Source organism: Nocardia sp. XZ_19_369, assembly GCF_015355715.1.
GTDB lineage: Bacteria > Actinomycetota > Actinomycetes > Mycobacteriales > Mycobacteriaceae > Nocardia.
The window spans coordinates 796798-822964 of sequence record NZ_JACVED010000003.1 but is presented as its reverse complement, the minus strand read 5'-3'; the positions used below and the strand labels follow the sequence as shown (position 1 = coordinate 822964).

Below are 26167 nucleotides of genomic sequence, written 5' to 3'. Positions count from 1 at the left end.
CATTATGTCCGGCTGCTGCCCCACCCACCGGCGATCGTCGATTCGACGCGCCACCCCGCGCGCCATCTGTTCAGCGAATTCGAGCTCGGGGCAACACGATGTGCACCGTGTCGATGACCCCGGTTGTCAGACAGCGGGTTCGACACGGTGCCGGGGTCGGCAAACGAACCCAGGCGATCGGGCCGCTCCGGGTTCGGCCGGTTCAGGATTCGGGGCCGAGCTCCACCACGGTGCCGGGGTGCGCGAGCGAGGCCACGGTGATGTGGCCACCCTTTGCCTGGTCGATGATCTGGCCTTGCCAGGCCACGAAGCAGGAGGCGATCTCGCTGTTGTAGGCGCGGGTGAGGATGGGTGCCAGCACCTTGGCGAGTTCGCCCTCGGCGGCGATCAACTGATCGCGGTAGGGGCCGTAGTACGGCAGGATTGCTTGCAGGACAACCGCTTCCACACCTTGCACCTGGGTGATGAACGGGTCGATCGCCGGCTGGTACCGCGCGAGCACCGGGGCGACCTCGGCGAGCACCGGGCCCGCCAGCTGCAGGATCGGCTGGTAGACCGAGCCGAGCGCGAAGGCTTCCGAGGAGAACGGGCCCGCCAGCGGAGCCAGTCCGATCAGCGAGGCGAGACCGCCCTGCTGCTTCGGCGCGGGCCAGCCGAGCGGGCAGGCGGGCTGTGCCGGGAGCGGGGCGGCGGCGAACGGGTTCGCACCGCCCGCGCCGCCGAGCGGAACGGAACTGTTCGGTGCGCCACCGCCGAGCGGGACCGAGCTGTTCGGCGCGCCCAGCGGAACAGAGCCGTTCGGCGCACCGGCATTCGCAGCGCCCGCGCCCGCACCAGGGTTGATGGCGACAACGGCGGGCGCACCACCCGATCCGAGCGGCACCGACTCGGCGGGCGCCGGCCCGCCCGGAGCAGGTGCGGCCGCAGTTGGCGCGGGTGCCTGCGGCGCCGAGGTACCCGCCGGAACCGAGGGTGCGGCGGACCTCGCGGCAGCGGCCGGTTGCTCCTGGGTGATCACCACGCTGGTGACCTCGTCGTCCTGGTTGACCGTCAGCGCGGTGACCGCGACGGCGCTGCCGATGACCGTCAGCGCGGCCACCGCGCGAATGGCACCGGCGAGCGCAGGCCGGGTCGTCGTGCGAGAACTCATCGGACCGTACTCCTTCTGATGTCTATTTGACCGGTGCCGCAGGCGAATTCGGTGCGGCCGCGGCGGGTTCGAACACGCCCTCCAGGTGCCAGACGCCGGTGAACCCGTTGAACGGTCCGCCGACGATGAGGCTGGTCCACTGCAGGGTGAACTTGCGGGTCTTCGCGTCGTAGGTGCCGGTGGCCGAGGGGCCCTGAGCGGCATCGGCGGTGGGCTTGTCGAACCACTGCTTGGCGACCCAGTCCCACACTTTCTGCACTTGCTCGGCGCCCGCCACCTGGGCGTCCTGCTTCTCCGGCGGCTTCGGCGCACCCTGGTTGAACTCCTGGTCGTTCCAGGAGGCGGCCCAGGCGGACACGTCCGCGGTCAGCTTGCCGCCGTCGTTCGTCACCGTCGGCGGCGGTACCCGGCGCTGGGTCTGCGGGTCCACCGGATTGGTGGAGATGCCGAACTCGACGGCGAAGAACTTGGTCGGCTTGGTGATCGACGCGGACAACGAATTGCCCTGTGCGAAGCCGGGTTTCGGTTCGCTCTGGTATCCGCCGATGCGCAGGCCGCCCGCCGTGCCCGATTCGAGCAAGGTGGTCGACCCGTTCTGCGCGGGGGAATCACCGTTGGGCATGTAGGGGCCCTTCTCCGGTGTGCCGCCCGGCTGCACCATTCGGAACCACGTTCCGGCAACGCTGTCACCGGACACCGAACCCGGTGTGAATCGCAGCAATCCGACCAGCGGCTCAGGCCCACTCGACGTCGGCGCGTCATCACTGCCGGAACAACCGGACACCACCAACGCCAGTGCGGCCAGCACCGTCGCGGCGATCATCTTGCGTGCGCTCATACCGGATCCCCTCCTACGTTCAGTCGGCCGAGTGGCTCGCGTTCTCATTTCCGGGCACCGCCAATGGGATTCGCACGCAGTGCCACGCGCTTGGCCGGCACGCGACCCGGCAGCCGAATGCCCTCCACCGCGGCGGCGAGCGCGAAAATGCCCGGCACCAGATAGCAGAAACCCAGCCCGCGGAACGCGCCGAACCCGAGCGGGCGGGTCGAGTCGTTCAGCGCGACAACGGCATCGAAGTTCCGGACGTTGTCGTTCATCGCACCGATGAGGGCGGCGAAGCGCGAAGTCATCGGCTGCCACCGGGTTTCGAGGGTGGTGATGCCGGTCAGGTCGGCCTCCGGGTGGGCCGTCCGGACGTCCGCGGTGTATCGACTGTTGAGCTCGCCGTCGGCCGCGACGAGAGTGACGAAGTAGCCCTGTAGCTTTCGGACCTCGTCGTGGGTGAGGATCGGGCCCAGGTCGTTGATCAGCGGTTGCGCCGCGGGTGAGGCCGGGAACAGGCCGCCGAGCAGCGGCACCGCGATCAGCCCGAGGGCGGCGAGCGCCGCGGTCGAGCGCCAGACCAGCGCCTGCTTACCCTGCTGCGCGCGCCGGAAGCCGAGCACCCCGGCACCGACGAGAATCGCGCCGGGCAAGGCGAGCAACCACGGCAAGGTGCCGAAAGGTGGTACCGCGGCGAGCTTTTCGTAGTTGTGCCGATTGTCGTCGATCGCGGCGATCATCCCGGACATGTGGTAGCGGATCTCCGGGTAGTCACGGACGAACTGGTCGACGCGCGGATAGCTGCCCGGCTGCTGTCCGCGCTGCTGGAGCGTGATGACGTTCGTCCGGGCGTCGTCGAGCACCTGCAGGTCGTGGCGGTAGCCGTCGATGCTCGACCGGGTCATGTACGGCTCGAACGCGTCGATCATCGCCTCCCCCTTGACCGCTCGCGGAAACATGCCGGTGCCGACCGGGGCGAGGACCAGCAGCGCGCCGAGCACGATGATCAGCACGAACGGCCACCGCTGCAACGGCCGCGGCGGCGCGGCCTCGGGATTCGAGACGAACTCCGAATACGCGGGCAGCCCCGACACGGTGGTCACTGCCGTTGCCGACGGACGATCCGGTCCGCGTTGAAGAACACCCCGGCCGCCGCGACCGCGACCACGAACAGCGTCGGCACCACCCATGCCGGGGTGTGCCGTCCGCGCGGGACCTCGACGGTCTTGGAGGCGAGCACCGGATCGGTGCGCGCGGGTTGCGCCTGGGCCACCGGCACCGCGGCGTCGACCGGAGGCTGAGTTCCGGCAGCAGGAGCAGCGGCCGGTGCGCCGGCCGCAGGTGGAGCAGCCGCCGCAGGAGCGCCGGGAGCCGGTGCCGCAGGAGCAGCCCCGGGAGCACCGGGCGCAGCGGCGATCGGTGCGGCCGCCGGTGCCGCCTGCGGCACACTGCCGCCGCGATACTGACCGGCCAGATGCCACAACCCGGTGAAGTTGTTGAACGGACCGCCGACGATCTGACTGGTCCACTCGATCACGAAATTGCCCGCGCCATCGATGGTGCCGTGCACCGGGCTGGTCTTGCCCGGCAGCCCGCCACCCGGTTTCGGCGCACCCTGGTTGAACACCTGGTTGTTCCAGGTGACCCCGAGACTGCTCAGATCACCGGAGAGCTGCCCACCGTCGGAGAACAACTGCGGCACCGCGGTACCGCCGCCGGTCTGCGGGTCGGTGGGGTTGGTCGCGGTGGCGAAATCTACGCCGTAGAAGCGGACCGGCGTGGTGACCCGGCCGGACTGGGCATTGCCCGCACCGTCGAACGCCGCGGCGGGCTGCGGCTGATAGCTGCCGCTGACCAGGCCGCCGTCGCTGCCCGCGGACAGCGTGGTCACCGTCTGGTCGCTGCAGGCCGAGTCGCTGTTGGCCAGGTAGGGACCGCCCGCGTCGCCGGTCGGCAGGATCATCCGGAAGAAGCTGCCGGTCACCGCGCCGCCCGAGCAGACGCCGGGGGCCAGCGCGAACAGACCGTTGAGCGGTGCGGGTTCGGCGTGTGCGAACGGCGCGGCCACTATCGACAGGCCGAGGGCGGCTACCGCGGCGGTGAGCCGATAAGAGTTCCGTCCCATGGATCGTCCTTTTGGTGGATTTGTGCAGATGGATTTCGGATTTAGGGCATCGCGTCCCATCGGAACTCGGCACGCGGCCCGCTGTCGCCCTTTGCATTCACGGTGAGCGCAACCCCGCAGCCACCTTTGTCGAATTGACCGGCCGTGTGGCACCTGGCGCTGTGATGGGCATCACCGTAGGATTAGTTTGACGTCCTAGTATCGGGCGCCAACTGGACTCGCCGGAGGACTCCCGTGGCCGACAGCAGCGCGCTTCATACGCCGACCAACCCCGTCCGTTTCGTGACCGCCGCCGCGCTGTTCGACGGGCACGACGCGGCGATCAACATCATGCGGCGCATCCTGCAGGCGCAGGGCGCTGAGGTGATTCACCTCGGTCACAATCGCGCCGTCAGCGAAGTGGTGGACGCGGTGCTCACCGAGGACGCGCAGGGTGTGGCGGTCAGTTCGTATCAGGGCGGACATGTCGAATACTTCGAATATCTCGCCGACGCGCTGAAAAAGGCCGGGGCGGAGCACGTCCGGATATTCGGTGGTGGCGGCGGCGTTATCGTCGCCGAGGAAATCGCGCGGCTCGCCGAATGCGGCGTCACCATCTTCTCCCCCGAGGACGGACAGCGACTCGGCCTGCCCGGCATGATCAATCAGCTGATCCGCGCCTGCGATATCGATCTCGCCACCGAACCACCGGTGCTGGACGCGGTGCTGGCCGGCGAACGCGCCGCCCTGGCCCGCGCCATCACCTGTATCCAGCAGGACACCCTGACCGACAGCGACCGGCAGACCTTGACCCAGGCCGCCGCCGCGCGCACCGTGCCGGTACTCGGCATCACCGGTACAGGCGGCTCCGGAAAGTCCTCGCTCACCGATGAATTGGTGCGCAGGCTGCGGTCGGACCAGCAGGACAAGCTGCGCGTCGCGATTCTCGCGGTCGACCCGACCCGGCGCCGCGGCGGCGGTGCGCTGCTCGGCGACCGCATCCGGATGAACGCCCTCGACGGCGACCACATCTTCTTCCGCTCGCTGGCCACCAGGGGCGGGCGCGAACTGCCGGACAATATCGACCTGATCGTGACCGCCTGCAAGGCAGCGGGATACGACCTGGTGATCCTGGAGACGCCGGGCATCGGCCAGGGCGACGCCGCGGTGACCGACTACGTCGACGTGTCCATGTATGTGATGACTCCGGAGTTCGGCGCCGCCTCCCAGCTCGAAAAGATCGACATGCTGGATTTCGCGGATGTCGTGGCGATCAACAAGTTCGAGCGCCGCGGCGCGGCCGACGCGCTGCGGGACGTGTCGCGCCAGCTGATTCGCAATCGCGCGGATTTCAGCGCGGCACCGGAGGACATGCCGGTCTTCGGCACCAGCGCAGCGACTTTCAACGACGACGGTGTCACGGCGCTGTACCAGCACCTGGCCGGGCTGCTGGCCGAACGCGGCCTGCGGCTGGAACAGGGGGCGCTGCCCCGGGTGAATACCCGCGTGTCCACCCGGTTCGCGCAGATCATCCCGCCCGCCCGGGTGCGCTACCTGGCCGAGATCGCCGAGACGGTACGCGACTACCATGCGACCACCGCCGCGCAAGTCGTTGCGGCACAGCGGGTTCAACGTATCGTGCAGGTCGCCGCCGAACTGCCCGACGATCAGGCCGTCGCCGACTTGGCCGCGACCGCGCGTGCCGAGCTGACCGCCGAGAACGCCGCGCTGCTCGCCGAGTGGCCCGCGCTCGCCGAGTCCTACTGCGGCAACGAGCAGGTGGTGCGGGTGCGCGACCGCGAGATCCGTACGCCGTTGCGCCGGGAGACGTTGTCCGGCAACTGGATTCCGCGGGTCGCATTGCCCAGGTTCACCGATCACGGTGAGTTGCTGCGTTTCCTGCGTGCGGAGAACCTGCCGGGTCGCTTCCCGTTCACCGCAGGCGTCTTCCCGTTCAAGCGGGACAACGAGGATCCGGCCAGGATGTTCGCCGGTGAAGGCGACCCGTTCCGCACCAACCGGCGCTTCAAGGTGCTCAGCGAGCATGCCGACGCGAAAAGGCTGTCCACCGCGTTCGACTCGGTCACCCTCTACGGCCACGATCCCGCCGAACGCCCCGACATCTACGGCAAGGTCGGCACCTCCGGTGTCTCGATCGCGTCGCTCGACGACATGCGGGCGCTGTACGACGGTTTCGACCTGACCGCGCCGACAACATCGGTGTCGATGACCATCAATGGGCCCGCCCCCACCATCCTGGCCTACTTCCTCAATACCGCGATAGACCAAGCGCTGGAACGCTTCTCGGCCGGCAAGGGACGCCGGCCGACCGACGACGAGGCCGCCGATATCCGGGCGAAGACCTTGGCGACGGTGCGCGGCACGGTGCAGGCCGACATCCTCAAAGAGGATCAGGGCCAGAACACCTGCATCTTCTCCACCGAGTTCAGCCTGCGCATGATGGCTGATATCCAGGAATGGTTCGTGCGCAACGGTGTTCGCAACTTCTACTCGGTCTCCATCTCCGGGTATCACATCGCCGAAGCAGGCGCGAACCCGATCAGTCAGCTCGCCTTCACCCTCGCCAACGGATTCACCTACGTGGAGGCGTATCTCGCGCGCGGGATGAAGATCGACGACTTCGCGCCGAACCTGTCGTTCTTCTTCTCCAACGGCATGGACCCCGAGTACACGGTGATCGGCCGGGTCGCCCGCCGCATCTGGGCCATCGCCATGCATGATCGCTACGCTGCCAACGATCGTTCGCAGAAGCTGAAGTACCACATCCAGACCTCCGGTCGCTCGCTGCACGCACAGGAGATGAGCTTCAACGACATTCGCACCACCCTGCAGGCGCTCATCGCCATCTACGACAACTGCAACAGCCTGCACACCAACGCCTACGACGAGGCAGTGACCACCCCCACCGAGGAGTCGGTGCGCCGCGCGCTGGCCATCCAGCTGATCATCAACCGCGAGTGGGGCGTCGCGGTGAACGAAAACCCGTTGCAGGGCAGCTTTCTCATCGACGAGCTCACCGACCTGGTGGAAGAGGCGGTGCTCTCGGAGTTCGACCGGATCAGCGAGCGTGGCGGCGTGCTCGGCGCGATGGAAACCGGCTACCAGCGCGGCAAGATCCAGGACGAGTCGATGCGCTACGAGCACCGCAAGCACGACGGCTCGCTGCCCATCATCGGCGTCAACACCTTCCGCAACCCGCACGGGGAGCCGAAGCACGACATCGAGCTGGCCCGCGGCACCGAGGCCGAAAAGCAGTCCCAGCTGAGCCGGGTCCGCGAATTCCAGCACCGGCACCGCGATCCCGCGCACGCCGCCCTGGCCCGCCTGGAAGCCGTCGCCCGCACCGACGACAACATCTTCGAGGTGCTGATGGACGCCGCCCGCTTCTGCACCCTGCAGCAGATCACCGACACGTTCTTCACCGTCGGCGGGCAATACCGCCGCAACGTCTGAGGGTTACTCAGAGGATTCGCACCTCGGGGACGGTCGTCATCAGGCGTGCCCACTCCGGGTACTTCCGCAGCTTCGCCTCGTGCAACGCCATGATCTTCGCGCGCAGCGTGGGATCCGGCGCGTCGGAAACGTCGGGCCCGATCGCGAGTTTCGCGACGTGCGGGATGATCCGCGGATCGCCGTCCAGGTGGACCGGGTCGTGCATATACCGCTCCAGCGCCGCCAGATCCTCGACCCCCACGCAGTAGGCGTGCGTCAGCCCCTCGGAGACGTCGCCGAGATTCTGGCCGACGGTGGCGAACGACACCGATTCGACCGCTGCGGTCCGCCGCATCGTCGCGAGCACCTCCGCCTTCTGCTCGTCCGTCGTCTCGTCGCGAAAACCGAAGCGCAACAGGTGAACAATCATGAAACCTCCTTATTTGAACCAGCGGGTTCAATCTAAGGAACGAACCAGTAGATGCACAAGACTGAACCCATGAGTTCATCTCAGGCGAGAGAGGCGCTACCATGCGGGGGTGACGGGAGCATCGACAGCACGGGGGCGGATCGACAAGCGGCAGGCGATCCTCGACGTCGCGTTCACTGTGTTCGCCCGCCGCGGCTACGACAAGACCTGCGTGCAGGAGATCGCCGACGAGGCGGGCGTCGCGAAACCCACGGTGTACAACCACCTCACCGACAAGCAGACGCTCTTCCGGCACGCCGTACTCGCCGCGGCGGATGCGGTAGCGGCCGAGACGCTCACGGTCATCGAGCGGCTCAGAAACCCGGGCGATGACCTACCGGCGGCCCTCATCGATATGGCCGGGGACCTACTGCGGGTGTGCTCCAGCGAACGCGCCCTGGCACTCCGGGCGCTGACCTACGCGCAGTTGGCAGCGTTCCCCGAGCTCACCGACGTTGTGCTGGAACGTACTTCGCAGCGCATCGCCGAGGCGCTGACCGATCGGCTGGCCCGCCTCACCCTGTCCGGCGGCTTGCGGACGACCGACCCGGCGCAGGCCGCTGAACAATTGCTCGCCCTGTTGACCGCGCCGTTGGAGGCGCGTTCGAAGCTCGGCACCCGCGCGGTCCCCGACGCCGAACTCCGGCGTATCGCCGAAGCCGCCATCCACACGTTCCTGTCCGCGTACGGATCCCACTGAATCCGGGTCCGGCACGGCGGCACCGTGTGACAATCGCCGGGTCAGGGCCATCGGCGCGGTTGGGACGACGGATATGAGTCTTTCGGGTATTCGAATCATCGACGCGCACATCCATCAGTGGGACCCGTTCAGCACGCCGCGCGTCTTCAGTTCGACGGCGCGGTTGTTGCGGGCATTGCCGATCCCGATGGATCTGGCCAAACGCCTTGCGCCGCGTCGGGATCGCGAATTCATCGGGGATCCCACCGCCTTCACCCGGCCTTATCTGCCAGCGGATTATCGTGCGGATGCCGGTGGTGAGCCGATCGACGCGGTCGTGCACATCGAGGTGGCCTGGACCGGGAAGGGCGCGCTGGCCGAAGCCGAGGAGACGGCGTGGGTGGCCCGGCTACCGTTCGGTGGCGGCAATCCCGAGCTCGGGGCGATTCTCGGCTGTGCCGATCCGGCGGCGCCCGACTTCGCGGCGCTGCTCGACGCGCATCTCGCCGCCGCACCCCTGGTGCGCGGCATCCGCGCGCACGTGGCGCATCACCCGGATCCGGATGTGCGGCCCTATGCCCCGCGCGCGGGCGCGCTGACCACCAAGGAGTTCCTGAACGGCTTCGGGCTGCTGGCCGAGCGCGATCTCTGTTTCGAGGCCTGGGTGTACTCGCATGCGCTGCCGGATGTGGCGGCGCTGGCCGCGCGGTTTCCCGAGGTGCCGATCGTGCTCAACCATCTCGCTACTCCCGCAGGGCTTTTCGGGCCGGTCGGCAAGCACACTGGAATCAACCCGGGTGTGCGGCGGGCACTGTTCCTGCGCTGGCGCGACGACCTGTCCGCGCTCGCCGAACAGCCGAACGTGGTTGCGAAGGTGAGCGGGTTGATGATGCCGATCCTCGGACATCCGGTGCCGCCCCGCGGCACGAGCACCCCGGTTCCGGTGCTGGTGGACCGTATACACCCGCTGATCGAGCATGCGCTCGACGCATTCGGCGCGGACCGGCTGATCTGGGGCTCGAATTTCCCGGTGGACAAACCGATTACCACCATCGCCGACAGCATCGATGCGGTCGCCACCGCGGTGACCGGGCACGGCGGCGGGCAGCCGGAGCTGGAACACATCTTCCGGAATACCGCGCGGCGCGTCTATCGGATCGATGCCCCGTCCGTGTAAACGCTCGCTACTGAAATCGACAGCCCCGCCGATTGGCACTGAAAAGCTCTACCCCGCATCAGGAATCAGGTCCGCAGGCAGATACTGCGTACCGAGCAAGGCGCCGAGACGGCAGACATGGTCGATGATGTGGTTGCCGTCGATGTCCATCGCGCCGGTGCGCCACGCGGTGAGCAGTTCGATGAAACCGCCGATGCCGACGAGGGTGCTCATCCGGAACTCGAGCTCGTCGGCCGCCGGACGCAGGTACGGACCGGACGTGGCGACCAGCAGGTCGGTGGCGTCGATGAGCATGGTTTTGCGGCGCTGCTCCAGCACGGCGCTGCCGGCGTGGTCGGCCAACAGGATGCGGGCGCGACCGTTGTCGTCGGATTGCAGGCGCACCGCGCGGGTCACGGCCGCACGCAGGATGTCCAGCGGGGGTTGCGCGCCGTGTTCGGTGACGATGGCGGCCAGGTCGGCGAAGACCTCGGTGCAGACGGCGTCCCACGCGACGCCGAGCAAGGCGTCGCGGTCGGCGAAATGCTCGTAGAAGTAGCGGTCGTTCAGCGCGGCCCGCTGGCACACACCGCGCATTGTCACGGCCGCCCAACCGTTTTCGAGCCAGATGTCGAGGGCCGCATCGATCAGCCGCGCGCGTCGTTCGGCGCTCCGCTCCGCGGCGGTGCGCCCACCCCAGGTCCGGGCCGGTACGCGCAGGCTCATGGTTGACAAACTACCGGACCGCGCGCCTAATTGGTGGCACGTGCGGCCAATTGGCTTCGTGGCACATGGAGGTGGCATGACCGAGCGAATCGTGACGCAGAACCCTGTCGGTACGACGGAACCGAGCACCGGCGAGGCGGGATCATGACCGGCACCGGGATCGACCACGAGGTGATCATCGTCGGCGCGGGATTCTCCGGGATCGGCGCCGCGATCAAGTTGCAGGAGGCCGGATTCGACGACTTCCTGATCGTCGATGAGGCCGACGGCGTCGGCGGCACCTGGCACTGGAACACCTATCCCGGTATCGCCGTGGACATTCCGTCGTTCAGCTATCAGTTCTCCTTCGAGCAGCGCGCCAGCTGGTCCCGGACCTACGCGCCAGGGCGGGAGCTGAAGGCGTATGCCGAATCGTGTGTGGACAAATACCAGCTGCGACCACGAATCCGGTTCGATACCACCATCACCGAGGCCGAGTTCGACGAGGACGGCTGCCGCTGGCGGCTGCACACCGCGACCGGTGACGAGCTGACCGCGCGCTTCGTCATCAGCGCCACCGGCGTGCTGACCCGGCCCAAACTGCCCGAGATCCCGGGCGTGGACGACTTCGCCGGCGTCACCATGCACACCTCGCGCTGGGACCACCAGCAGGACCTGCGCGGCAAGCGAGTCGCGATCATCGGCACGGGAGCGTCTGCGGTGCAGGTGATTCCGGAGACCGCGCCGGAGGTCGAGCAGCTCGTCGTGTTCCAGCGCACGCCGATCTGGTGCCTGCCTCGACTGGATCTGCCGCTGCCCAAACCGGTGCAGTGGGCGCTGCGAGTCCCCGGCGCCCGGTCGTTGACCCGGCTGATCAGCCAGACCTATGTGGAGATCACCTTCCCGATCGCCGCGCACTATCACACGAAGTTGCCGACGGCCGCGCTCGGCGAACGCACTGGCCTCGCCCACCTCCGCAACCAGGTGCACGATCCGGTGATCCGCGAAAAGCTCACGCCGCGTTACGCATTGGGCTGCAAGCGACCGAGCTTCTCGAACGACTATCTGGCCACCTTCAACCGCGACAATGTGGTGCTGGAGACCGACCCGATCGAACAGATCACCAGCACCGGCGTGCGTACGGCCAGCGGCACCGAATATCCGGTCGACGTGCTGATTCTGGCGACCGGCTTCAAGGTGATGGAATCCGGCAACATGCCGACCTACGATCTGCGCGGCATCGGCGGCCTAAACCTGGAGAAGTGGTGGGACGAGAACCGGCTGCAGGCCTATGAGGGCGTGAGCGTGCCCGGCTTCCCGAACTTCTTCTCCATCATCGGGCCGTACGGCTACAACGGCTCGTCCTACTTCGCGCTGATCGAGAACCAGACCAGGCACATCCTGCGCTGCCTGCGGCATGCCCGCGCGGGCAACGCGACCATTGTCGAGGTGACCCGCGAGGCCAACGACCGCTTCTTCCAGGAGATGCTCGACCGGCGCGGCGGACAGGTGTTCTGGCAGGACAGCTGCGCGGTGTCCAACAGCTACTACTTCGACAAGCACGGCGATGTGCCGTTGCGGCCGTCGACCACGGTCGAGGCGGCCTGGCGCAGTGGGCATTTCGACCTGTCCGACTATCGGTTCGCGACGTCGGTGTAGCGGTCGCGAGATTGTCGGTGCCCGTCGCTACGATCACCCGCATGAAAGCCACCGGCACCTTCTCCGTCACCTCGTTCGTCCCGACCGAGGTGGTCCCCGATCCGCCCATCGGCACCGCGCTGCCGGTCGGCGTCGCGCACATCGTGAAGGAGTTCGAGGGCGAGATCACCGGTCGCTCGGCGACCCTGTTCACTGCGGCCTTCGATCAGGCAGGCGGGACCGGGACCTATGTGGCGATGGAGTCGTTCGAGGGTGCGCTGAACGGCAACGCAGGCAGTTTCAACTTCGCCCATTCGGCGACGACCTCGGGCACCGACCGGACCGCCGAGTTCTTCACGATCGTCCCCGCCAGCGGCACCGCCGCCCTGGCGGGCATCACCGGCACCGGTGGCCTGAGCGTGGACGCGGAAGGCGGGCACCACATCTGGTTCGACTACGAGCTCGGCTGAGCTCCGCCGAGGAAAGTCGCCGCCAGTTGCCGAGTGAGGGTTTCCCGCGCGGTGGCCAAGGACGGGCCGTACCAGGTGAGGCTGCGGCCCTCGACCAGCGCCACCGGGATGCCCGGGAAAGCTTCGGGGCCATCGGTTCTGGTGAAGACGTAAGGCTCGTCGGGTAGCACGGCGAGCTCGATGCCGGTGGTCAATTCGTCGTCGGAGAGGCGTGGATAGCGGTCCGGGCGGTCGGCGTGCACCAGCCGCAATCCGAGGCGGGCGGCCAGATCGCCGGTGAAAGTGTTGCGGCCCACCACCATCCACGGATTGCGCCAGATCGGGATCACCGCGTTGCGCGGCGGAGTGGGCGGCGGTGGTGCCCAGACGGATTCGGCCGCAGTGAGCCAAGGCGGGACATCGACACCGAGGGCATCGGTGAACAGGCCCGCCAGCGAGACGAGGGCCTCGTCCACGGTTTCGATTCTGGTCACCCACACCGGAATTCCGGCTGCGCGGAGGCGGCCGACATCGATCTGCCGGTTCTCTTCCATATTGCACAGCACCAGATCAGGTGCGAGTTCGATGATGTGGCGCACATTCGGGTTCTTGGTCCCGCGTACCCGTTCGACGGCGAGATCGGCTGGGTGCGTGCACCATTCGGTCGCGGCGAGCAAAATCTCCGGACAGGAAACCGCGACGGCCTCGGTCAACGACGGCACCAGCGATACCACCCGCCGTGGCGGACGGACAATCTCCATCGTGGTGCCGAGGTCATCGGTCAGCGTTGCCTTTCCGACGCCGGTCGACTCGCCGCTCACGAACGGCTGCCCAGCACTGGACCCCACATTCGCCGCGCACTCACGACAACACCCGCCGGGCAAGCACGCGCAGTTCCTCCGGCGACACCGCGGGGATCATGCTGCCCGCCCCGAGCACCAGCAGATAGAGCAACTGCGCGAGCTGCCGCGCGTCGTCCGCGCCATATCCGCTCTCCCCCAGCAGAGTTCGCAGGAAGTCCAGCCGAGCCGCATCGATGCGCTCCTTGACTTCGGCCGCGAGCGGGTCGTCGATCGCCCACGAGCGTATCGCCGATTCCAACGTGGCCGGCCCCTCGTCCCGCAACACCAGATCCAAGAGCAGGTCCAGCTTTTCCCTGGCATCGAGTCGGTCGGCTGCCGTCACCTCACGCAGGTAACGCGTCGTCTGCACCTCCTCGAAGTGCGCGAGTAGCGCCGCTTTGTACCCGCCCATGCTCGAAAAGTGGTGGTAGAACGACCCGGTACTCAGCCCGGTGGCCGCGACCAGCTTGTCGATCGTGAGCCCGGCCGGGCCTGCCGTGCCGAGGATCACCAGGCCGGACTCCAGCCACGAACTCTTGCCTGCCATAACATTCAGCCTATAACATAAGTTTTGTTCTGTTCCTGGAACGTTGGCACGGCACGAGTTACGGAGGTCGCGATGACCGCGATAACACCCTCGTCCACCACCCGGCCCGTCCGCTGGGCCACCCCGGTCCACTTCGCCGGGGCTACCTTGCTCGGTCTGGTCGGTCTGGCCCATCTGCTGGTGGTGCATGTTTTCAACGGCGACGACGGCCCGGCCGAAGAGGTCGTCAACGCGATGTCCGCGCAGGTCACCGGATCGATGTTCGACGGCGGCAGACAGCTCTCCGTCTTCGGCCTGAACACCGGCTACAGCGTCGGAATGGGCTTCCTCGGCCTGCTTTTCGGCCTGCTGGCGATCGCCGCGGCACACGGCGCACCAGGCCTGATCACGCGGTGGTCGCTGTTCAACGGCGTCTGTGTGGCAGCGGCGGGCGGGACATTCTGGCTCGCCTGCCTCTACTTCCCCGAACCCGCCATCGTCGTGTCCGGGCTCGCCACGCTGTGCTTCGTCGCGGTGCTGGTCGGCGGGAATCGCGACACGGCCTGAGCACTGCCCCGGATACGGCCACAGTGGCAGCGGGTGGGCAACCCTCGGGCAGTTCCGGGACCGAGGCGATGCGCGCAGACTTGGTGAGGCATCCGGTGTCGGGAAGTCCCGGTCCCGTGCAACCGGACCAGATCCCGCCCCGAAAAGTCCGGAGGCAACCGCAAGCCCCGACGCCGGATGCTCACCAAACTCGCTCAGCTGTCGAACATTTGATACAGCGCGGTGAGCTCACGCAGCCCCGCCGCGGCGATCGGCTCCTCGGCCGAGGTCATCCGCATCGCCTTGCGCAGCAGCAACGGATCCAGATCGTCGGGGGCAGGCCGGAATTCGACCTTCGGTAGATCCGGCAACACGGCTTCGTTGCCGTAGGGATCGTCGGAGTCCACGGCGCGCAGGTCACGTTCGATACCACCGATGAGCGTGTCCAGGTCGAGGCCGCGCAGCGCGAGGATCTCGCGGGGCCGCTCGTCGAGCCGTTCGGCGAGCAGGTAGCAGACCGCGGCGACGTGCTTGCACGGCCACCCCGGGTCGGGACAGCTACAGGTGAAGTCCAGGTCGGCGGCGGTGGTCGGCAGCAGCAGCGGGCCGAGCGCGGTCGGCAGTGCGCCGGACGCGATCTCGGCGAGCATGCCGGGCGCGTCGCGGATGGTCTCGATGAGCAGCTCGACCTCTTCCTCGCGCAGCGGCCGGACGGTGAACACCGCGGTGAACGGACGCGGCTGACTGCCCTGCACCTCCGCGGTCACCGCGCCCGGCTCGATCCGGTAGCTCACCACCTGCCCGGCCCGCGCGTAGGTGCGCCCGCGCGACATGCGCCCGGCGTCGGCCATCTGCTCGACCGCGTCGATCAGTGCCTTGCCCCACCAGGTGCGCCCGAAACCGCCACGGCGGCTGCGCGCCTCGACCCCGCCGCGCACCGGCCGGCGCTTACCGAACTCGCTGTAGTCGATGTACGGACTCATTCGCCGACCGCCTCCGCCCCGAGCGTGAACAGCTCGCGCAGGTCGTCGGTGCTCAACTCGGTGATCCAGTTCTCCCCCGCACCGACGGCCAGATCGGCGAGTTGTCTTTTGCCGTTGATCATTTCGTCGATCCGCTCTTCGATGGTGTCGACGCAGACCAGCTTGCGCACCTGCACATTGCGCTGCTGCCCGATCCGGTACGCGCGGTCGGTGGCCTGGTTCTCCACCGCCGGATTCCACCAGCGATCCAGGTGCACAACATGATTGGCGGCGGTCAAGTTCAGCCCGGTGCCACCGGCCTTGAGCGACAACAACATCAACGGCGGGCCCGCGGGCTCCTGGAACCGGGTGACCATGGTGTCGCGCCGCTGCTTGGGCACCCCGCCGTGCAGGAACGGCACCTCCGTGCCGAAGCGCTCGACCAGGTAGGGCGCGATGAGCTCGCCGAACTCGCGGAACTGGGTGAACAGCAACGCTTTCTCGCCGTCGGCGAGCACCGCGTCCAGCACGTCCTCCACCAGCGCGAGCTTGCCGGAGCGATGGCTGCCGCGGTGCAGCACCCCGGAGCCGTCGCCGAGGAAGTGCGCCGGATGGTTGCACACCTGCTTGAGCCTGGTCAGCGCGCTGAGCACGGCGCCCTTGCGCGCCATGCCTTTCGCGTCCTTGATCTTGGCCAGCATGTCGTCGACCACCGCCTGGTAGAGCGCAGCCTGCTCGACGGTCAGGTTGGCGCGCACCGTCATCTCCAGTTTGTCCGGCAGATCCGTGATCACCGCCGGGTCGGTCTTCACCCGGCGCAGCACGAACGGCTGGGTGATCATCCGCAGCCTGCTGATGGCGTTCTCGTCCCGCTCGCGTTCGATGGGCACGGCGAAGCGGGCGCGGAACGTCTGCGGACTGCCGAGCACCTTCGGCACCGCGAAATCCATGATCGAGCGCAGTTCTTCCAGCCGGTTCTCCACCGGAGTTCCGGTGAGCGCCAGCCGATGTCGCGCGGGGAGCGAACGCGCCGCACGCGACTGCCTGGTCGCCGCGTTCTTGATGTGCTGCGCCTCGTCGAGCACGATCCGGTCCCACGTTTGCCGCTTCAGCTCGTCGAGGTCCCGTGCGAGCAGCGAGTAGGTCGTGATCACCAGATCGGACTCCGACACCGCCGCGTCCAGCTCCGCGCCCGAGCGCCGGCCCACGCCGTGGTGCACCCACACCCGCAGGTCGGGCGCGAAACGCTCGGTCTCGCGCTGCCAGTTGCCGACCACCGACATCGGGCAGACCAGCAGCGTAGGCCCCGGCATACCCCCGCCGGAATCGCCGGCGGCCTTACGTCGCCGCGCGGCATCCAGTGACAACACCACCGCGCCGTCCGCCGCCTTCGCCCCGGCCGACTTGCGACTCGGCTTCGCGGCCTGCCGGTCCCGCGCGTTCGCCGCCTCCCGCTCGTGCACCAGCAACGCGAGCACCTGGATGGTCTTGCCGAGCCCCATGTCGTCGGCCAGGATGGCGCCGAAACCCATGCGGCTCATGGTGACCAGCCACGCGAGGCCGCGTTCCTGGTAGGGCCGGAGCTGCGCCTTCAGTCCGACCGGCGGGGCGATCGGCTCGAGTTCGCGGGTCCGATCCAGGATGTCGGCGGCCCACCCGGTGGCGGTGACCTCGGTGACCGGCACCTGCTCCACCCGGCCGCCCGCGAGTTCGCCGATCAGGTCGGCGAAGGTGATCTCGGAGGTGTCGGTGTGCGCGGCCACGTAGCGGGCGGCGGCGGCCAGCACCTTGTGGTCGGCCTGCACCCAATCACCGCGCAGCTGCACCAGATCCGACTTGCTGCGGACCAGCCGCTCCATCTCCGCCTTGGTCAGCACGGTGTCGCCGAGCGCGAGTTCCCAGCGGTAGGAGACGAGTCCCGGCATGCCGACGGTGCTCTCGGCGGCGGGCACCGCACTCTCCACGCGCAGCCGCATGGTCGGGGCGCTGACGTTCCAGGCGCGCGGCAGCAGCAGTCGAACGCCTGCGGCCTGTAAGGCGTGCGCGCCGTGCTCGACCAGGTCGACGACGACCTCGGTCGGCAGCAGCAGGTCCATCGAGCGCGGATCGCTCGGCAGGTCGCGCAGCCGGGGGTACGCCCGCTGTGCCTCGCCGAGCTGCTCGACGGCGACCCGGAGCAGATCCGGATCACCCTGCAATTGCACAGGATTCGGCGCTTCGCCGTCGATACGCAGGCAGACCTCCAGCCGCCACAGCGCCACCGATTCGTCCGCGGTGCCGAGGTCGCCGTCCGGCTCCAGCAGGCGCAGCACCAGTTCCGGCTCGTCGCCGGTCAGCGTGGCCCGCCAGTGCTCCAGCGTTTCGGCGACCCGGTAGCTGCCCGCGTCCAGGGCGATATCGCGCACGAGCGCGTCCACCAGCGGATGCACCGAGTCGGGCGGGTCGATCATGGCCCGGGCGATCGGGTCGGTGAGCTCGGTGACCAGGTCGTCGAGCACCGCGTTGGGCCGGCCCGCCACCCGCAGCGCGGCGGGCATGGCCACCGCCAACTCGGCCAGCCAGGCGCGCTGCCGTTCGCCGCCGACCAGGCGCCAGCGCACCCACCACTGGCCGTCGGCGCGGCGCAGTTCCGGCACGATCCGCCCGGCCCGGACCCAGCGCTCGACACCGCGCGCGACGTGCGCCAGGAAGCGCAGGTCCCCCGCCACCGCCTCGGCCGGAAGTCGCTGCCGCAACGCCGCCGCCGCGGCCGCGGGCGCCATCGCGTGCGCGCGGACCTGCTCGGTCGCCGTGCAATCCGGCCCGATGACCAGCACGTCTGCCCGGTGCCGGAATTTCGACGCGCTCAATACGCCGCCCAACGGGTCGGGCAGCGCGGTGAGAGGGGCATCGTGCCAGAGCAGCAACCCGGAGCCCGGCGACCAGAGACCGTGCAGCATCAGCCCATCCAAGCAGGTGGGTCCGACACCGGCGCACCCACCGCGATCGCGCCGGTCTGGCTTTCTGCGGCGCGGCGGAACATACTTGAATATCCGCTGGTCAACGGAGGCAATCATGACGATTCTGCTCCAGGTTCTCGAGCAGAGCTTCACGCCGACGACGCCGTGGGAGCGGCGCAAATTCACCTTCATCAACGCCGAGAAGATGGTCGGCATGCGGCTCGACGGTCAGTCCGGCGTGTGGCTGGACCTGTCCCGCCCCGGTGAATCACAGCGCCTGGCCCGAACCCTCGACCCGCACGAGGCCATCACCTTCCTGCTCGCCACCTTCGCCAAGCTCGCCGAGTGCGAGGAGCGCGGCGGCTCGTGGCTGATCGGGCACGACGGCGCGAACGCCGAGTCGATTTCGGCCACCCGGTTCCCACCGCGGGCAAGCGAGGTCGCCGACGACGACCTGCTCGCCCGCGCCTGGTTGTGAAGGGTTGTTCTGCGCCGTCCCTGACAACTGCTCTCGCTACGGGTTCTACGAATGTCGGTCCATCCGGGTACAGCTGGCGCCATGGACCTTCGGCGTTGGCTGCTCGGCGCGCTCGTCGTGCTGTGCGCCGTCGGCTGCGACCAACTCGGCGTGGCGCCGGTGGCGCCCGCGCCCGGCAGTCCGACGCGGGTGGAGTTGGAGCAGCTGCTCGCCGCCGTGCGGGTGGTGCCGGACCGGCCGCATCCCGGCGGTTACGACCGTGGCTGTAAACCGGGGCAGGGCTGTGTGTTCGGGCCCGCCTGGACCGACGACAACGACGCCCCGGGCGGGCACGACGGCTGCGACACCCGCAACAACGTGCTCGCGGTGCAGCTGATCGAGGTGAGTTTCCGGCCGGGCACCCGCGACTGCGTGGTCGTCGGCGGTCTCTTGAACGACCCGTACACCGGCAAGCAGATCCGCTTCGACAAGGCCGACGCCAACGACGTACAGATCGACCACGTGTACTCGCTGGCCGCCGCCTGGGATCTGGGTGCCGCGCACTGGCCGCTCGAGCGTCGCGTCCGCTTCGCGAACGACGTCGAGGTCAACCTGCTCGCCACCGAGGGACGCACCAATCAGGCCAAGGGCGACAAGACGCCCGTCGAGTGGCTGCCACCGGCCCGCGCCAATCACTGCTTCTTCGCGGGCCAGTTCCTCGCCGCGGCCGCGCGCTACGACCTACCGCTGACCGCGGCCGACAGCACGGCGTTGCAGGGTGTCGCGCGGACCTGTCCCTGAGCTCAGCTGCCGGTCGCGACGGGCCGCTTCGGGTCGTTCGACCATTGCGACCAGGAACCCGGATACAGCGCCGCGTCGATGCCGACGACGGCCAGCGCCGCCACCTGATGGGCTGCGGTGACGCCGGAGCCGCAGTACACCGCGACCGGTTCGGCGGTGAATCCGGCGAAGCGGTCACGCAATTCGGCCGGGTCGCGGAAATGTCCGTTGGCGTCCAGGTTTTCGGCGGTGGGGGCGCTGATGGCGCCGGGGATGTGGCCTGCGCGCGGATCGATCGGCTCGACCTCGCCGCGGTAGCGCTCGCCCGCGCGGGCGTCGAGCAGCACGCCGCGCCAGCGGGCGGCCGCGTCGGCATCGATCACCTTCAGGTGGCCCGGGCTCAGCTCGACATCGCCGGGCTCCGGGTCTGGTTCGGTGCCGGTGGCGAGCTCGCCACCCGCGTCGGTCCAGCCGGGCAGTCCGCCGTCGAGGATGCGCACGTCGGCGATGCCCGCCCAGCGCAGCAGCCACCAGGCGCGGGCGGCCGCCATGCCGCCGGTCGCGTCGTAGACGACCACCGGATCGTCCTGGCAGATGCCCCAACTGCGCGCACACTTCTGCAGCGGCCCGATGTCCGGCAGCGGGTGCCTGCCGCGGGTGGGCGACGGCGGCGCGGCCAGCTCGGTTTCCATGTCGACGAACACCGCGCCGGGGATGTGGCCGTTCAGATAATGTTGCGGGCCGTCCGGGTCGCCCAGCGCCCATCGGACATCCAGCAGGCGAACCCGCTTGTCCGACAACACTTCCCGAAGCTCTACCGGCGAGATCAGTACCGCGCTCAACCCAGCTCCTAGTCCAGTAATCGCACCCTCGCGCACCGAATACCCCTCAGACTACGCATCTGAACTGGGCAATGTGGCTGCACCCCAGCGCTACTCACCGGTAGGACGGCGCGGGTACGGCGTGTCGTCGTAGACCCTGTGTCGAAGTCCGGCCGGATGCGCCGGATGGAAGTTCAGCGCAGTAGCCAGCGGCGACCGTTCCGCAATTCGGTCCAGTTTCGGCCGACTGGCCCGTGACGGAGCAGTCCAGTTACCGGCAGTATCGCCACAATGTCGAACCTTTCCCCGGCCGCCGAGGCACCCGCCGAGCTGGACAAAGAGCCTCTGGCCCCGAAGGTGGGGCTCGCCCAGCCGCTCGGTGCCGGCGCGGTCACCGCACTGGTGGGTTTCACCAGCGCGTTCGCCGTGGTGCTCAGCGGACTGACCGCGGTAGGTGCGAACGCGGCACAGGCGGCGTCGGGGCTGTTCGCGGTCTGCGTGACGCAGGCGATCGGCATGATGCTGTTGAGCTACCGGTATCGGATGCCGATCACGCTGGCCTGGTCCACCCCCGGCGCCGCGCTGCTCGCGAGCACGGGTGCGGTGGTCGGCGGCTGGCCCGCCGCGGTCGGCGCGTTCGTGATCGCCGGGGTGTTGATCGTGATCACCGGCCTGTGGCAGCGGCTGGGGAATCTGGTCGCCGCGATCCCGGTGGAGATCGCGCAGGCCATGCTGGCCGGGTGCTGCTGCCGCTGTGCCTGGCACCGGTGCAAGCGATACGGTCCAGTCCGGCGGTGGTGGTGCCGGTGATCCTGGTGTGGCTGGTGCTGCAACGGGTGGCCAAGCGGTGGGCGGTGATCGCGGCGTTCGCCACGGCGGCGATCGGGTCGGGCATCAGTATCGCGGTGCAGCACAAGCATCTCGACTTCGCGGCGATGGTGCCATCAGTAGAACTGACACTGCCGCACTGGAATTGGCAGGCGATGATCGGCGTGGCGATCCCGCTGTACATCGTCACCATGGCGTCGCAGAACATTCCCGGGACCGCGGTCATGAAATCCTTCGATTACCAGGTTCCGTGGCGGGCGGCCATGACCGTTACCGGTATCGGCACCATCGTCGGCGCGCCCGCGGGTGGTCACGCCATCAACCTGGCCGCGATCAGTGCCGCGCTCTCCGCTGCGCCCTCGGCCCATCCCGATCCGAAGAAGCGGTGGACTGCCGCCTTCACCGCGGGCGCTATCTATCTGGTGCTTGCTCTGGGTTCGGCGGCTCTGGTCACGTTCATCGCCACCGCGCCGAAAGGCGTTCTGGAAACCGTTGCGGGCCTTGCCTTGCTGGCCACGCTCGCGGCCGCGTTGACCGGTGCGCTGGCGTCGGAAAAACATCGCGAAGCAGGCATCGTCACCTTCCTGATCGCCGCGTCCGGTGTCGGTTTCCTCGGGGTCGGCGCTGCCTTCTGGGCACTCATCGCCGGGCTGCTGGTCCGCAAGGTTCTGAGTCACCGCGCCTGAACGCGCCGGACCCCGGCCGGCCGGCCGCGCGCCGATTGGTCAGCCGCCCAGGTTGTGAACAGCCGAGTTGGCGTGGGCATTGCAGGTGCGACCGGACCGTAGTCGCGACACCACCGAGTGCGATGCCGAGAGTTCTCGGCCAATGGCACATGGTGGAGGCAAACGTCGAGAACGCTCCGCCGTGGTGTGCCACTCACGGCAGTCGTCGTCAGGCGGGAGCCGGGGAGGGCATGTCGTGGCGTGGTTCGGCGACGGCCGAGGGTTCAGGGCTGGCCTCGGGGGCGGCGGCTGCGGTTTTCCCTCGGGCAAAGACACCGAGCCTGGTGTGGTTGAAGAGCACGTTGAGGGTGAATGATGTTGCCGCGCCGAGGGTTATGCCGCTGGTGAGCAGGATCTGGGCGGCAGAGGGGAAATGGACGAACATGTCCTTCGCCATGACCGGCAGCAGCCCGACGCCGAGCGCGGTGGCGACGATGGTGGCGTTGACCCGGTCGGCGAGATCCGCTTTGCGCAGCGTGTCGATGCCGACGATCGCGATGGTGGCGAACAGCACCAACCCGACCCCGCCGACCACCGGTTCGGGGATCGCGGCCACGATCGCGCCGAAGCGAGGCATCAGCCCGAGCACCACCAGGATCACCCCGCTGGTGGCGGTGACGTAGCGGCTGAAGACCCGCGTGGCCGCGACTGCACCGACATTCTGGTTGAAGATCGTGTCCACGAACGAGGTGAACACCCCGCCGAGCACGCCGGAGAGCCCGTCACCGACCAGCCCGCGCGCCAAATCGCCCTTGCCGATCGGCTTTCCGGTGATCTCACTGATCGCCAGCATGCTCGCCGTCGACTCGGCGAACACCACCGCCATCACCACGCTCATCGCGACCACCCCGGTGATCGGGAACTCCGGCGCGCCGAAGTGGAACGGCTTCGGCGGCCCCACCCAGTCGGCCCCCGCGATGCCGTCGGTGTCGATCAGGCCCATCGGGATGGCGATGACAATGCCGACCACCAAGCCGATCAGCACCCCCAGCTGGGCGACCATGCCGCGACCCAGGCACAGAAACACGACGGCGATCAGGAAGACGACAGCCGCGAGACCGATATGCGACGGCGCGGCGAACGAGGCCGCCTTCGGATCATTGCCGATGATCAGCCCACCGGCCACCCCGATCAGCGAGACGCCGACCACGGTGAGCACGGTCCCGGTGACCAGCGGCGGAAAGAACCGCACCAGGCGAGCGAACGGCACCGCCAGCGCGACGCCGACCACACCGCCGATCATCATCGACCCGTAGACCGCCTGGAGCCCGTACTCCTTGGCGATCAGAATCATCGGATCGAGGCCGATGAAGGTGGCACCGCAGATGATGGGCAGCCGCGCACCCGCGAGCTTGCCCACCCCCAGGCTCTGCACCAGCGTGATCACCCCGGCGATCAGCAGATCCGCACTGATCAGCAGGCCGATGGTGGCCCGGTCGAGCCCGGCGGCCGCCCCGAACACCAGCGGCACCGTGATGCAGCCGGTGTACATGATCAGCACGTGCTGGATGCCGAAGGTGAGCTGCCGCCCGAACGGCAATCTGCTATCGACGGGATGGGTTCCCTCTGCCATACCTATAGAACTAGCCGGTCTTCTTTACGTCGAGCGCCCGCAATGTTTCCCCCGCGTGACATCACTCGAATGCCGCTCGCCCAGTCAGCTCTCCCTTCGACCAGCCTGGGCGGTCACAGTTCGTCGGTGCCGGGCTCGGCGACCTCTCGTGCGGCGGTCCACTTGCGGCACGCCGACCTGCACCGACGGAGTCGCCCAGCCTTTTCCATCCACACCGCCTCCGGCGACGAAGACCCTATCGGCGCCTGATGTCGGTCAGGCCGATGGTGAACCCGGGCAGCGATCGGAATCGCAGATCGAACGGGCAATGACATTCAGGAGAGGACCCCGAATATGCTAGCGATAAAAAGGATACTGCTTGCGGTACTCACAATCGCCACAGCAGTAATTCTCGGCACCCCGGCAAGCCACGCCGGGGGGTATACCGAAGAACAAGAGCAGCGAATAGCCAGGGAGCTCTACAGTTTTCTGTGCGAGGACGGTGGCCGAGCGCCGCGCAGCCGTGTGTGGTATCAGGAGTACGCCGAAATCCAATGGCGTGCACCGTACGAATGGGACAACACCAACGAAGTTCGCGTAGATCCCAACGGCAATCGCACATACTATTACAACCCGCTCAATAGGACGCTGGTCGAGCTCTATGGCCATGAATTCAATCCCGCGACCAGGGAGGCGATGTGCTCGGACCCAACGTTGTACGCCCGGACGCTGAAAGAGAACGTCATCGCTCACAAGGGCGTCATCAAGGCGTGCTGTGCCACCGAGGACGGCATGGCGGAGTTTTTCAAGAAAAAGCTCGACGATCAAATCGCACTCAATGAGCAGCAAACCGAGGCCATTGAAGATCCGGACGATTATAAAGAGAGCGGCAAAGATCCAAGGTTCCTGGAGATGTGGATCTGTAACGCTGAGGACTTCGATTGCTGGTAAACCCACCTGCCCGCTCGAGCCGCACGCCGATGAGATCTAGACCCACTGAATGATCTCAGCATGACTCGATGATTGATTCGGCGAAACGATCGCACGCCCTGTGGGCTGCGGCTGTCGGCTGACGAACGCCGCCCCGCGGCATCCGCAAGGATGCTGCGGGGATTGAGCTGTTTCCGCCAGGCCGCACTGGGACTGCGACGCATCGACCCGGCCGTTGGCGAAGGCCGTCAGCCGGCTCAGCTTTGCAGGGCGGCCTGGAAGCGACGCATGCCGTCGAGCCAGCGGTCGTAGTCGGTGCCCTTGTGGCGGTACATCTTCAGGACCTCGGGGTGCGGCAGGATCAGGAAGTGCTCGGCCGCGACGCCGGCGACGATGATTTCGGCGACCTGGTCCGGGGAGAGCACCGCCCCAGCGGTTTTCACGGCCTTCACGGCGAGTTCGGCCTCGGCAGCGTGCTCACCAGGGACGAAGCCGGTGTGCAGGAGTTGGGTGTCGACGCCCATCGGGCAGACGCAGCTCACCCGAATGCCCTTGTCTCCGTAAGTGACCGAGAGCCACTCGGCGAATCCGACGGCGGCGTGCTTGGACACCGAGTAGGGCGCGGATCCGAGCTGGGTGAGCAGGCCGGCCGCCGACGCGGTGGACACGAAGTAGCCGGTCCCACGTGTCAGCCAGCCGGGTACCAGCAGGCGCGCGGCGCGGACATGGGCGAGCACATTGACCTCCAGCGCCGCCGACCACTGTGCGTCGGTGCTGTCCAGCCCTGCGCCACCGGCGATGCCCGCGTTCGCGAAATAGAGGTCTACCGGGCCGAATTCGGCCTCTGCGCGATCGATCAGCCCGCGGATCACCTGTTCGTCCGCGACGTCCCCGCCGACCGCGACCGCGGCGGCACCGAGGGACTCGGCGACCCGGGTCGCCGCGTCGGCATCGAGGTCGGCGAGCACCACGCGCGCTCCGTCGGCAACCAACCTGCGCGCCAAGGCCGCTCCGATTCCCGCGCCGGCCCCCGTGACGATCGCAACCTTGCCCGAAATCTCCATTCCCGCACCCTAGCGGGGGTCACACCGGCCCGCGTGCGGTTAGTTGCCGCGCGATAGTCGATGCAGCAGCGGCGCGGTGCGCGGGCCGACCAGCTCACGCATCACCAACGCCATATTGGTGCGCTCCACGCCGGGAATCTTCAATATCTGACCGGCGATTCGGTACAGGTCGTCGGCGTCCCTGGCGACCACTCGCACCGTCAGATCGGTGAGCCCGGTCATGCCGCACACCTCGGTCACCTCGGGCACCTCGGCGAGTTCGTCTACGACGGAGTCCAATTGGTGCTGATCGACGACCACCGCGACGAACGCCGCCAGCGGATAGCCCAGTGCGCGCGGCTGCACCCGGCGCTCGAAACTGCCGAGCACACCGCCCGCCTCCCAGCGCGACAACCGAGCCTGCACGGTATTGCGCGACAGTCCGAGTCGCGCGGCCAGTTCGACGCCGGTGGCTCTCGGGTTGGCGACCAGTTCCAGCAAGAGTCTGGCGTCGGTGGCGTCCAAGGTCACGTCGACGTTTTCTCTGGTCATACGACGCAGTATGACATCGGCGCGCCGGTAAGAATTGA

At 68.0% G+C, this 26167-nt stretch carries 23 protein-coding genes and 1 pseudogene; 10 read left to right on the top strand and 14 right to left on the bottom strand.

The genetic code is table 11. The features are described from left to right. Positions 1-202 precede the first annotated feature (202 nt). From IBX18_RS15225 to IBX18_RS15210, 4 genes are read right to left on the bottom strand one after another with little or no spacing between them, the layout of a single operon-like run. On the bottom strand, positions 203-1150 hold the full coding sequence (locus IBX18_RS15225; RefSeq protein ID WP_194834279.1) for a hypothetical protein: 948 nt from the start codon (positions 1148-1150) through the stop codon (positions 203-205). Between the two features lie 22 nt (positions 1151-1172). Beyond that, positions 1173-1988: a hypothetical protein gene (locus tag IBX18_RS15220; protein ID WP_194834278.1), complete on the bottom strand. Its 816-nt coding sequence runs from the start codon at positions 1986-1988 to the stop codon at positions 1173-1175. 44 nt (positions 1989-2032) lie between these two features. Then, complete coding sequence (locus tag IBX18_RS15215; RefSeq protein WP_194834277.1) at positions 2033-3076, bottom strand: hypothetical protein; 1044 nt, start codon at positions 3074-3076, stop codon at positions 2033-2035. After that, a complete protein-coding gene (locus IBX18_RS15210) occupies positions 3073-4098 on the bottom strand; it encodes a hypothetical protein (RefSeq protein ID WP_194834276.1) in 1026 nt (341 codons plus the stop codon). Before IBX18_RS15210 ends, IBX18_RS15215 begins: the two co-directional genes overlap by 4 nt. 234 nt (positions 4099-4332) lie before the next feature. On the opposite strand from IBX18_RS15210, the gene icmF reads away from it, so the two are divergent. Further along, a complete protein-coding gene (icmF, locus tag IBX18_RS15205; protein WP_194834275.1) occupies positions 4333-7551 on the top strand; it encodes a fused isobutyryl-CoA mutase/GTPase IcmF in 3219 nt (1072 codons plus the stop codon). A 7-nt stretch (positions 7552-7558) separates the two neighbouring features. On the opposite strand, the gene IBX18_RS15200 is transcribed toward icmF, so the two are convergent. Beyond that, complete coding sequence (locus IBX18_RS15200; RefSeq protein ID WP_194834274.1) at positions 7559-7960, bottom strand: Dabb family protein; 402 nt, start codon at positions 7958-7960, stop codon at positions 7559-7561. Positions 7961-8069: 109 nt separating this feature from the next. Between IBX18_RS15200 and IBX18_RS43105 the strand changes: the two genes are divergently transcribed. Together IBX18_RS43105 and IBX18_RS15190 are read left to right on the top strand one after the other, a co-directional pair. Then, entirely contained in the window at positions 8070-8699 is a 630-nt protein-coding gene (locus tag IBX18_RS43105; protein ID WP_194834273.1) for a TetR/AcrR family transcriptional regulator, read from the top strand. Between the two features lie 73 nt (positions 8700-8772). Further along, positions 8773-9855 carry an amidohydrolase gene (locus tag IBX18_RS15190; protein WP_194834272.1) on the top strand — a complete coding sequence of 361 codons (1083 nt, stop codon included), beginning with the start codon at positions 8773-8775 and terminating at the stop codon, positions 9853-9855. Between the two features lie 48 nt (positions 9856-9903). Here the strand turns inward: IBX18_RS15190 and IBX18_RS15185 are convergent, their stop codons facing one another. Then, positions 9904-10560 (bottom strand): TetR/AcrR family transcriptional regulator, encoded by a 657-nt coding sequence (locus IBX18_RS15185; protein WP_194834271.1) that lies wholly within the window; start codon positions 10558-10560, stop codon positions 9904-9906. A gap of 144 nt (positions 10561-10704) precedes the next feature. On the opposite strand from IBX18_RS15185, the gene IBX18_RS15180 reads away from it, so the two are divergent. Both IBX18_RS15180 and IBX18_RS15175 read left to right on the top strand, forming a co-directional pair. Further along, on the top strand, positions 10705-12198 hold the full coding sequence (locus IBX18_RS15180; RefSeq protein ID WP_194834270.1) for an NAD(P)/FAD-dependent oxidoreductase: 1494 nt from the start codon (positions 10705-10707) through the stop codon (positions 12196-12198). Between the two features lie 41 nt (positions 12199-12239). Continuing rightward, complete coding sequence (locus tag IBX18_RS15175; RefSeq protein WP_194834269.1) at positions 12240-12647, top strand: DUF3224 domain-containing protein; 408 nt, start codon at positions 12240-12242, stop codon at positions 12645-12647. Here IBX18_RS15175 and IBX18_RS15170 read toward each other — a convergent pair. Continuing rightward, on the bottom strand, positions 12632-13447 hold the full coding sequence (locus IBX18_RS15170) for a helical backbone metal receptor (protein WP_306796268.1): 816 nt from the start codon (positions 13445-13447) through the stop codon (positions 12632-12634). The genes IBX18_RS15175 and IBX18_RS15170 overlap by 16 nt on opposite strands. A 40-nt stretch (positions 13448-13487) precedes the next feature. Further along, entirely contained in the window at positions 13488-14015 is a 528-nt protein-coding gene (locus IBX18_RS15165) for a TetR/AcrR family transcriptional regulator (RefSeq protein WP_194834268.1), read from the bottom strand. 72 nt (positions 14016-14087) lie between these two features. Between IBX18_RS15165 and IBX18_RS15160 the strand changes: the two genes are divergently transcribed. Continuing rightward, positions 14088-14561, top strand: coding sequence for a hypothetical protein (locus tag IBX18_RS15160; protein WP_194834267.1), 474 nt, complete (start codon positions 14088-14090; stop codon positions 14559-14561). Positions 14562-14755: 194 nt separating this feature from the next. Here IBX18_RS15160 and IBX18_RS15155 read toward each other — a convergent pair whose 3' ends face one another. Then, positions 14756-15523, bottom strand: coding sequence for an SWIM zinc finger family protein (locus IBX18_RS15155; protein ID WP_194834266.1), 768 nt, complete (start codon positions 15521-15523; stop codon positions 14756-14758). Further along, the gene (locus IBX18_RS15150) at positions 15520-18441 is read right to left on the bottom strand and encodes a DEAD/DEAH box helicase (RefSeq protein ID WP_194834265.1); all 2922 of its coding nucleotides are present in this window, start codon (positions 18439-18441) and stop codon (positions 15520-15522) included. The genes IBX18_RS15155 and IBX18_RS15150 overlap by 4 nt, the downstream gene beginning before the upstream one ends. Positions 18442-18556: 115 nt before the next feature. Here IBX18_RS15150 and IBX18_RS15145 point away from each other — a divergent pair, with 115 nt between their 5' ends. Beyond that, on the top strand, positions 18557-18919 hold the full coding sequence (locus IBX18_RS15145) for a hypothetical protein (RefSeq protein WP_135235032.1): 363 nt from the start codon (positions 18557-18559) through the stop codon (positions 18917-18919). Positions 18920-19000: 81 nt separating this feature from the next. Beyond that, the gene (locus IBX18_RS15140; RefSeq protein WP_194834264.1) at positions 19001-19699 is read left to right on the top strand and encodes an HNH endonuclease family protein; all 699 of its coding nucleotides are present in this window, start codon (positions 19001-19003) and stop codon (positions 19697-19699) included. A 2-nt stretch (positions 19700-19701) separates the two neighbouring features. Here the strand turns inward: IBX18_RS15140 and IBX18_RS15135 are convergent, their stop codons facing one another. Beyond that, positions 19702-20520, bottom strand: coding sequence for a sulfurtransferase (locus tag IBX18_RS15135; RefSeq protein WP_194834263.1), 819 nt, complete (start codon positions 20518-20520; stop codon positions 19702-19704). Between the two features lie 270 nt (positions 20521-20790). On the opposite strand from IBX18_RS15135, the pseudogene IBX18_RS15130 reads away from it, so the two are divergent. Next, positions 20791-22013: pseudogene (locus tag IBX18_RS15130) on the top strand (benzoate/H(+) symporter BenE family transporter). 208 nt (positions 22014-22221) lie between these two features. On the opposite strand, the gene IBX18_RS15125 reads toward IBX18_RS15130, so the two are convergent. Further along, complete coding sequence (locus IBX18_RS15125; protein ID WP_194834262.1) at positions 22222-23625, bottom strand: uracil-xanthine permease family protein; 1404 nt, start codon at positions 23623-23625, stop codon at positions 22222-22224. A gap of 333 nt (positions 23626-23958) precedes the next feature. On the opposite strand from IBX18_RS15125, the gene IBX18_RS15120 reads away from it, so the two are divergent. Beyond that, positions 23959-24555 carry a hypothetical protein gene (locus IBX18_RS15120; protein WP_194834261.1) on the top strand — a complete coding sequence of 199 codons (597 nt, stop codon included), beginning with the start codon at positions 23959-23961 and terminating at the stop codon, positions 24553-24555. Positions 24556-24791: 236 nt separating this feature from the next. On the opposite strand, the gene IBX18_RS15115 is transcribed toward IBX18_RS15120, so the two are convergent. Together IBX18_RS15115 and IBX18_RS15110 are read right to left on the bottom strand one after the other, a co-directional pair. Further along, the gene (locus IBX18_RS15115; protein ID WP_194834260.1) at positions 24792-25598 is read right to left on the bottom strand and encodes an SDR family oxidoreductase; all 807 of its coding nucleotides are present in this window, start codon (positions 25596-25598) and stop codon (positions 24792-24794) included. A gap of 39 nt (positions 25599-25637) precedes the next feature. After that, positions 25638-26129, bottom strand: coding sequence for an Lrp/AsnC family transcriptional regulator (locus IBX18_RS15110; protein WP_107660062.1), 492 nt, complete (start codon positions 26127-26129; stop codon positions 25638-25640). Positions 26130-26167: the final 38 nt, after the last annotated feature.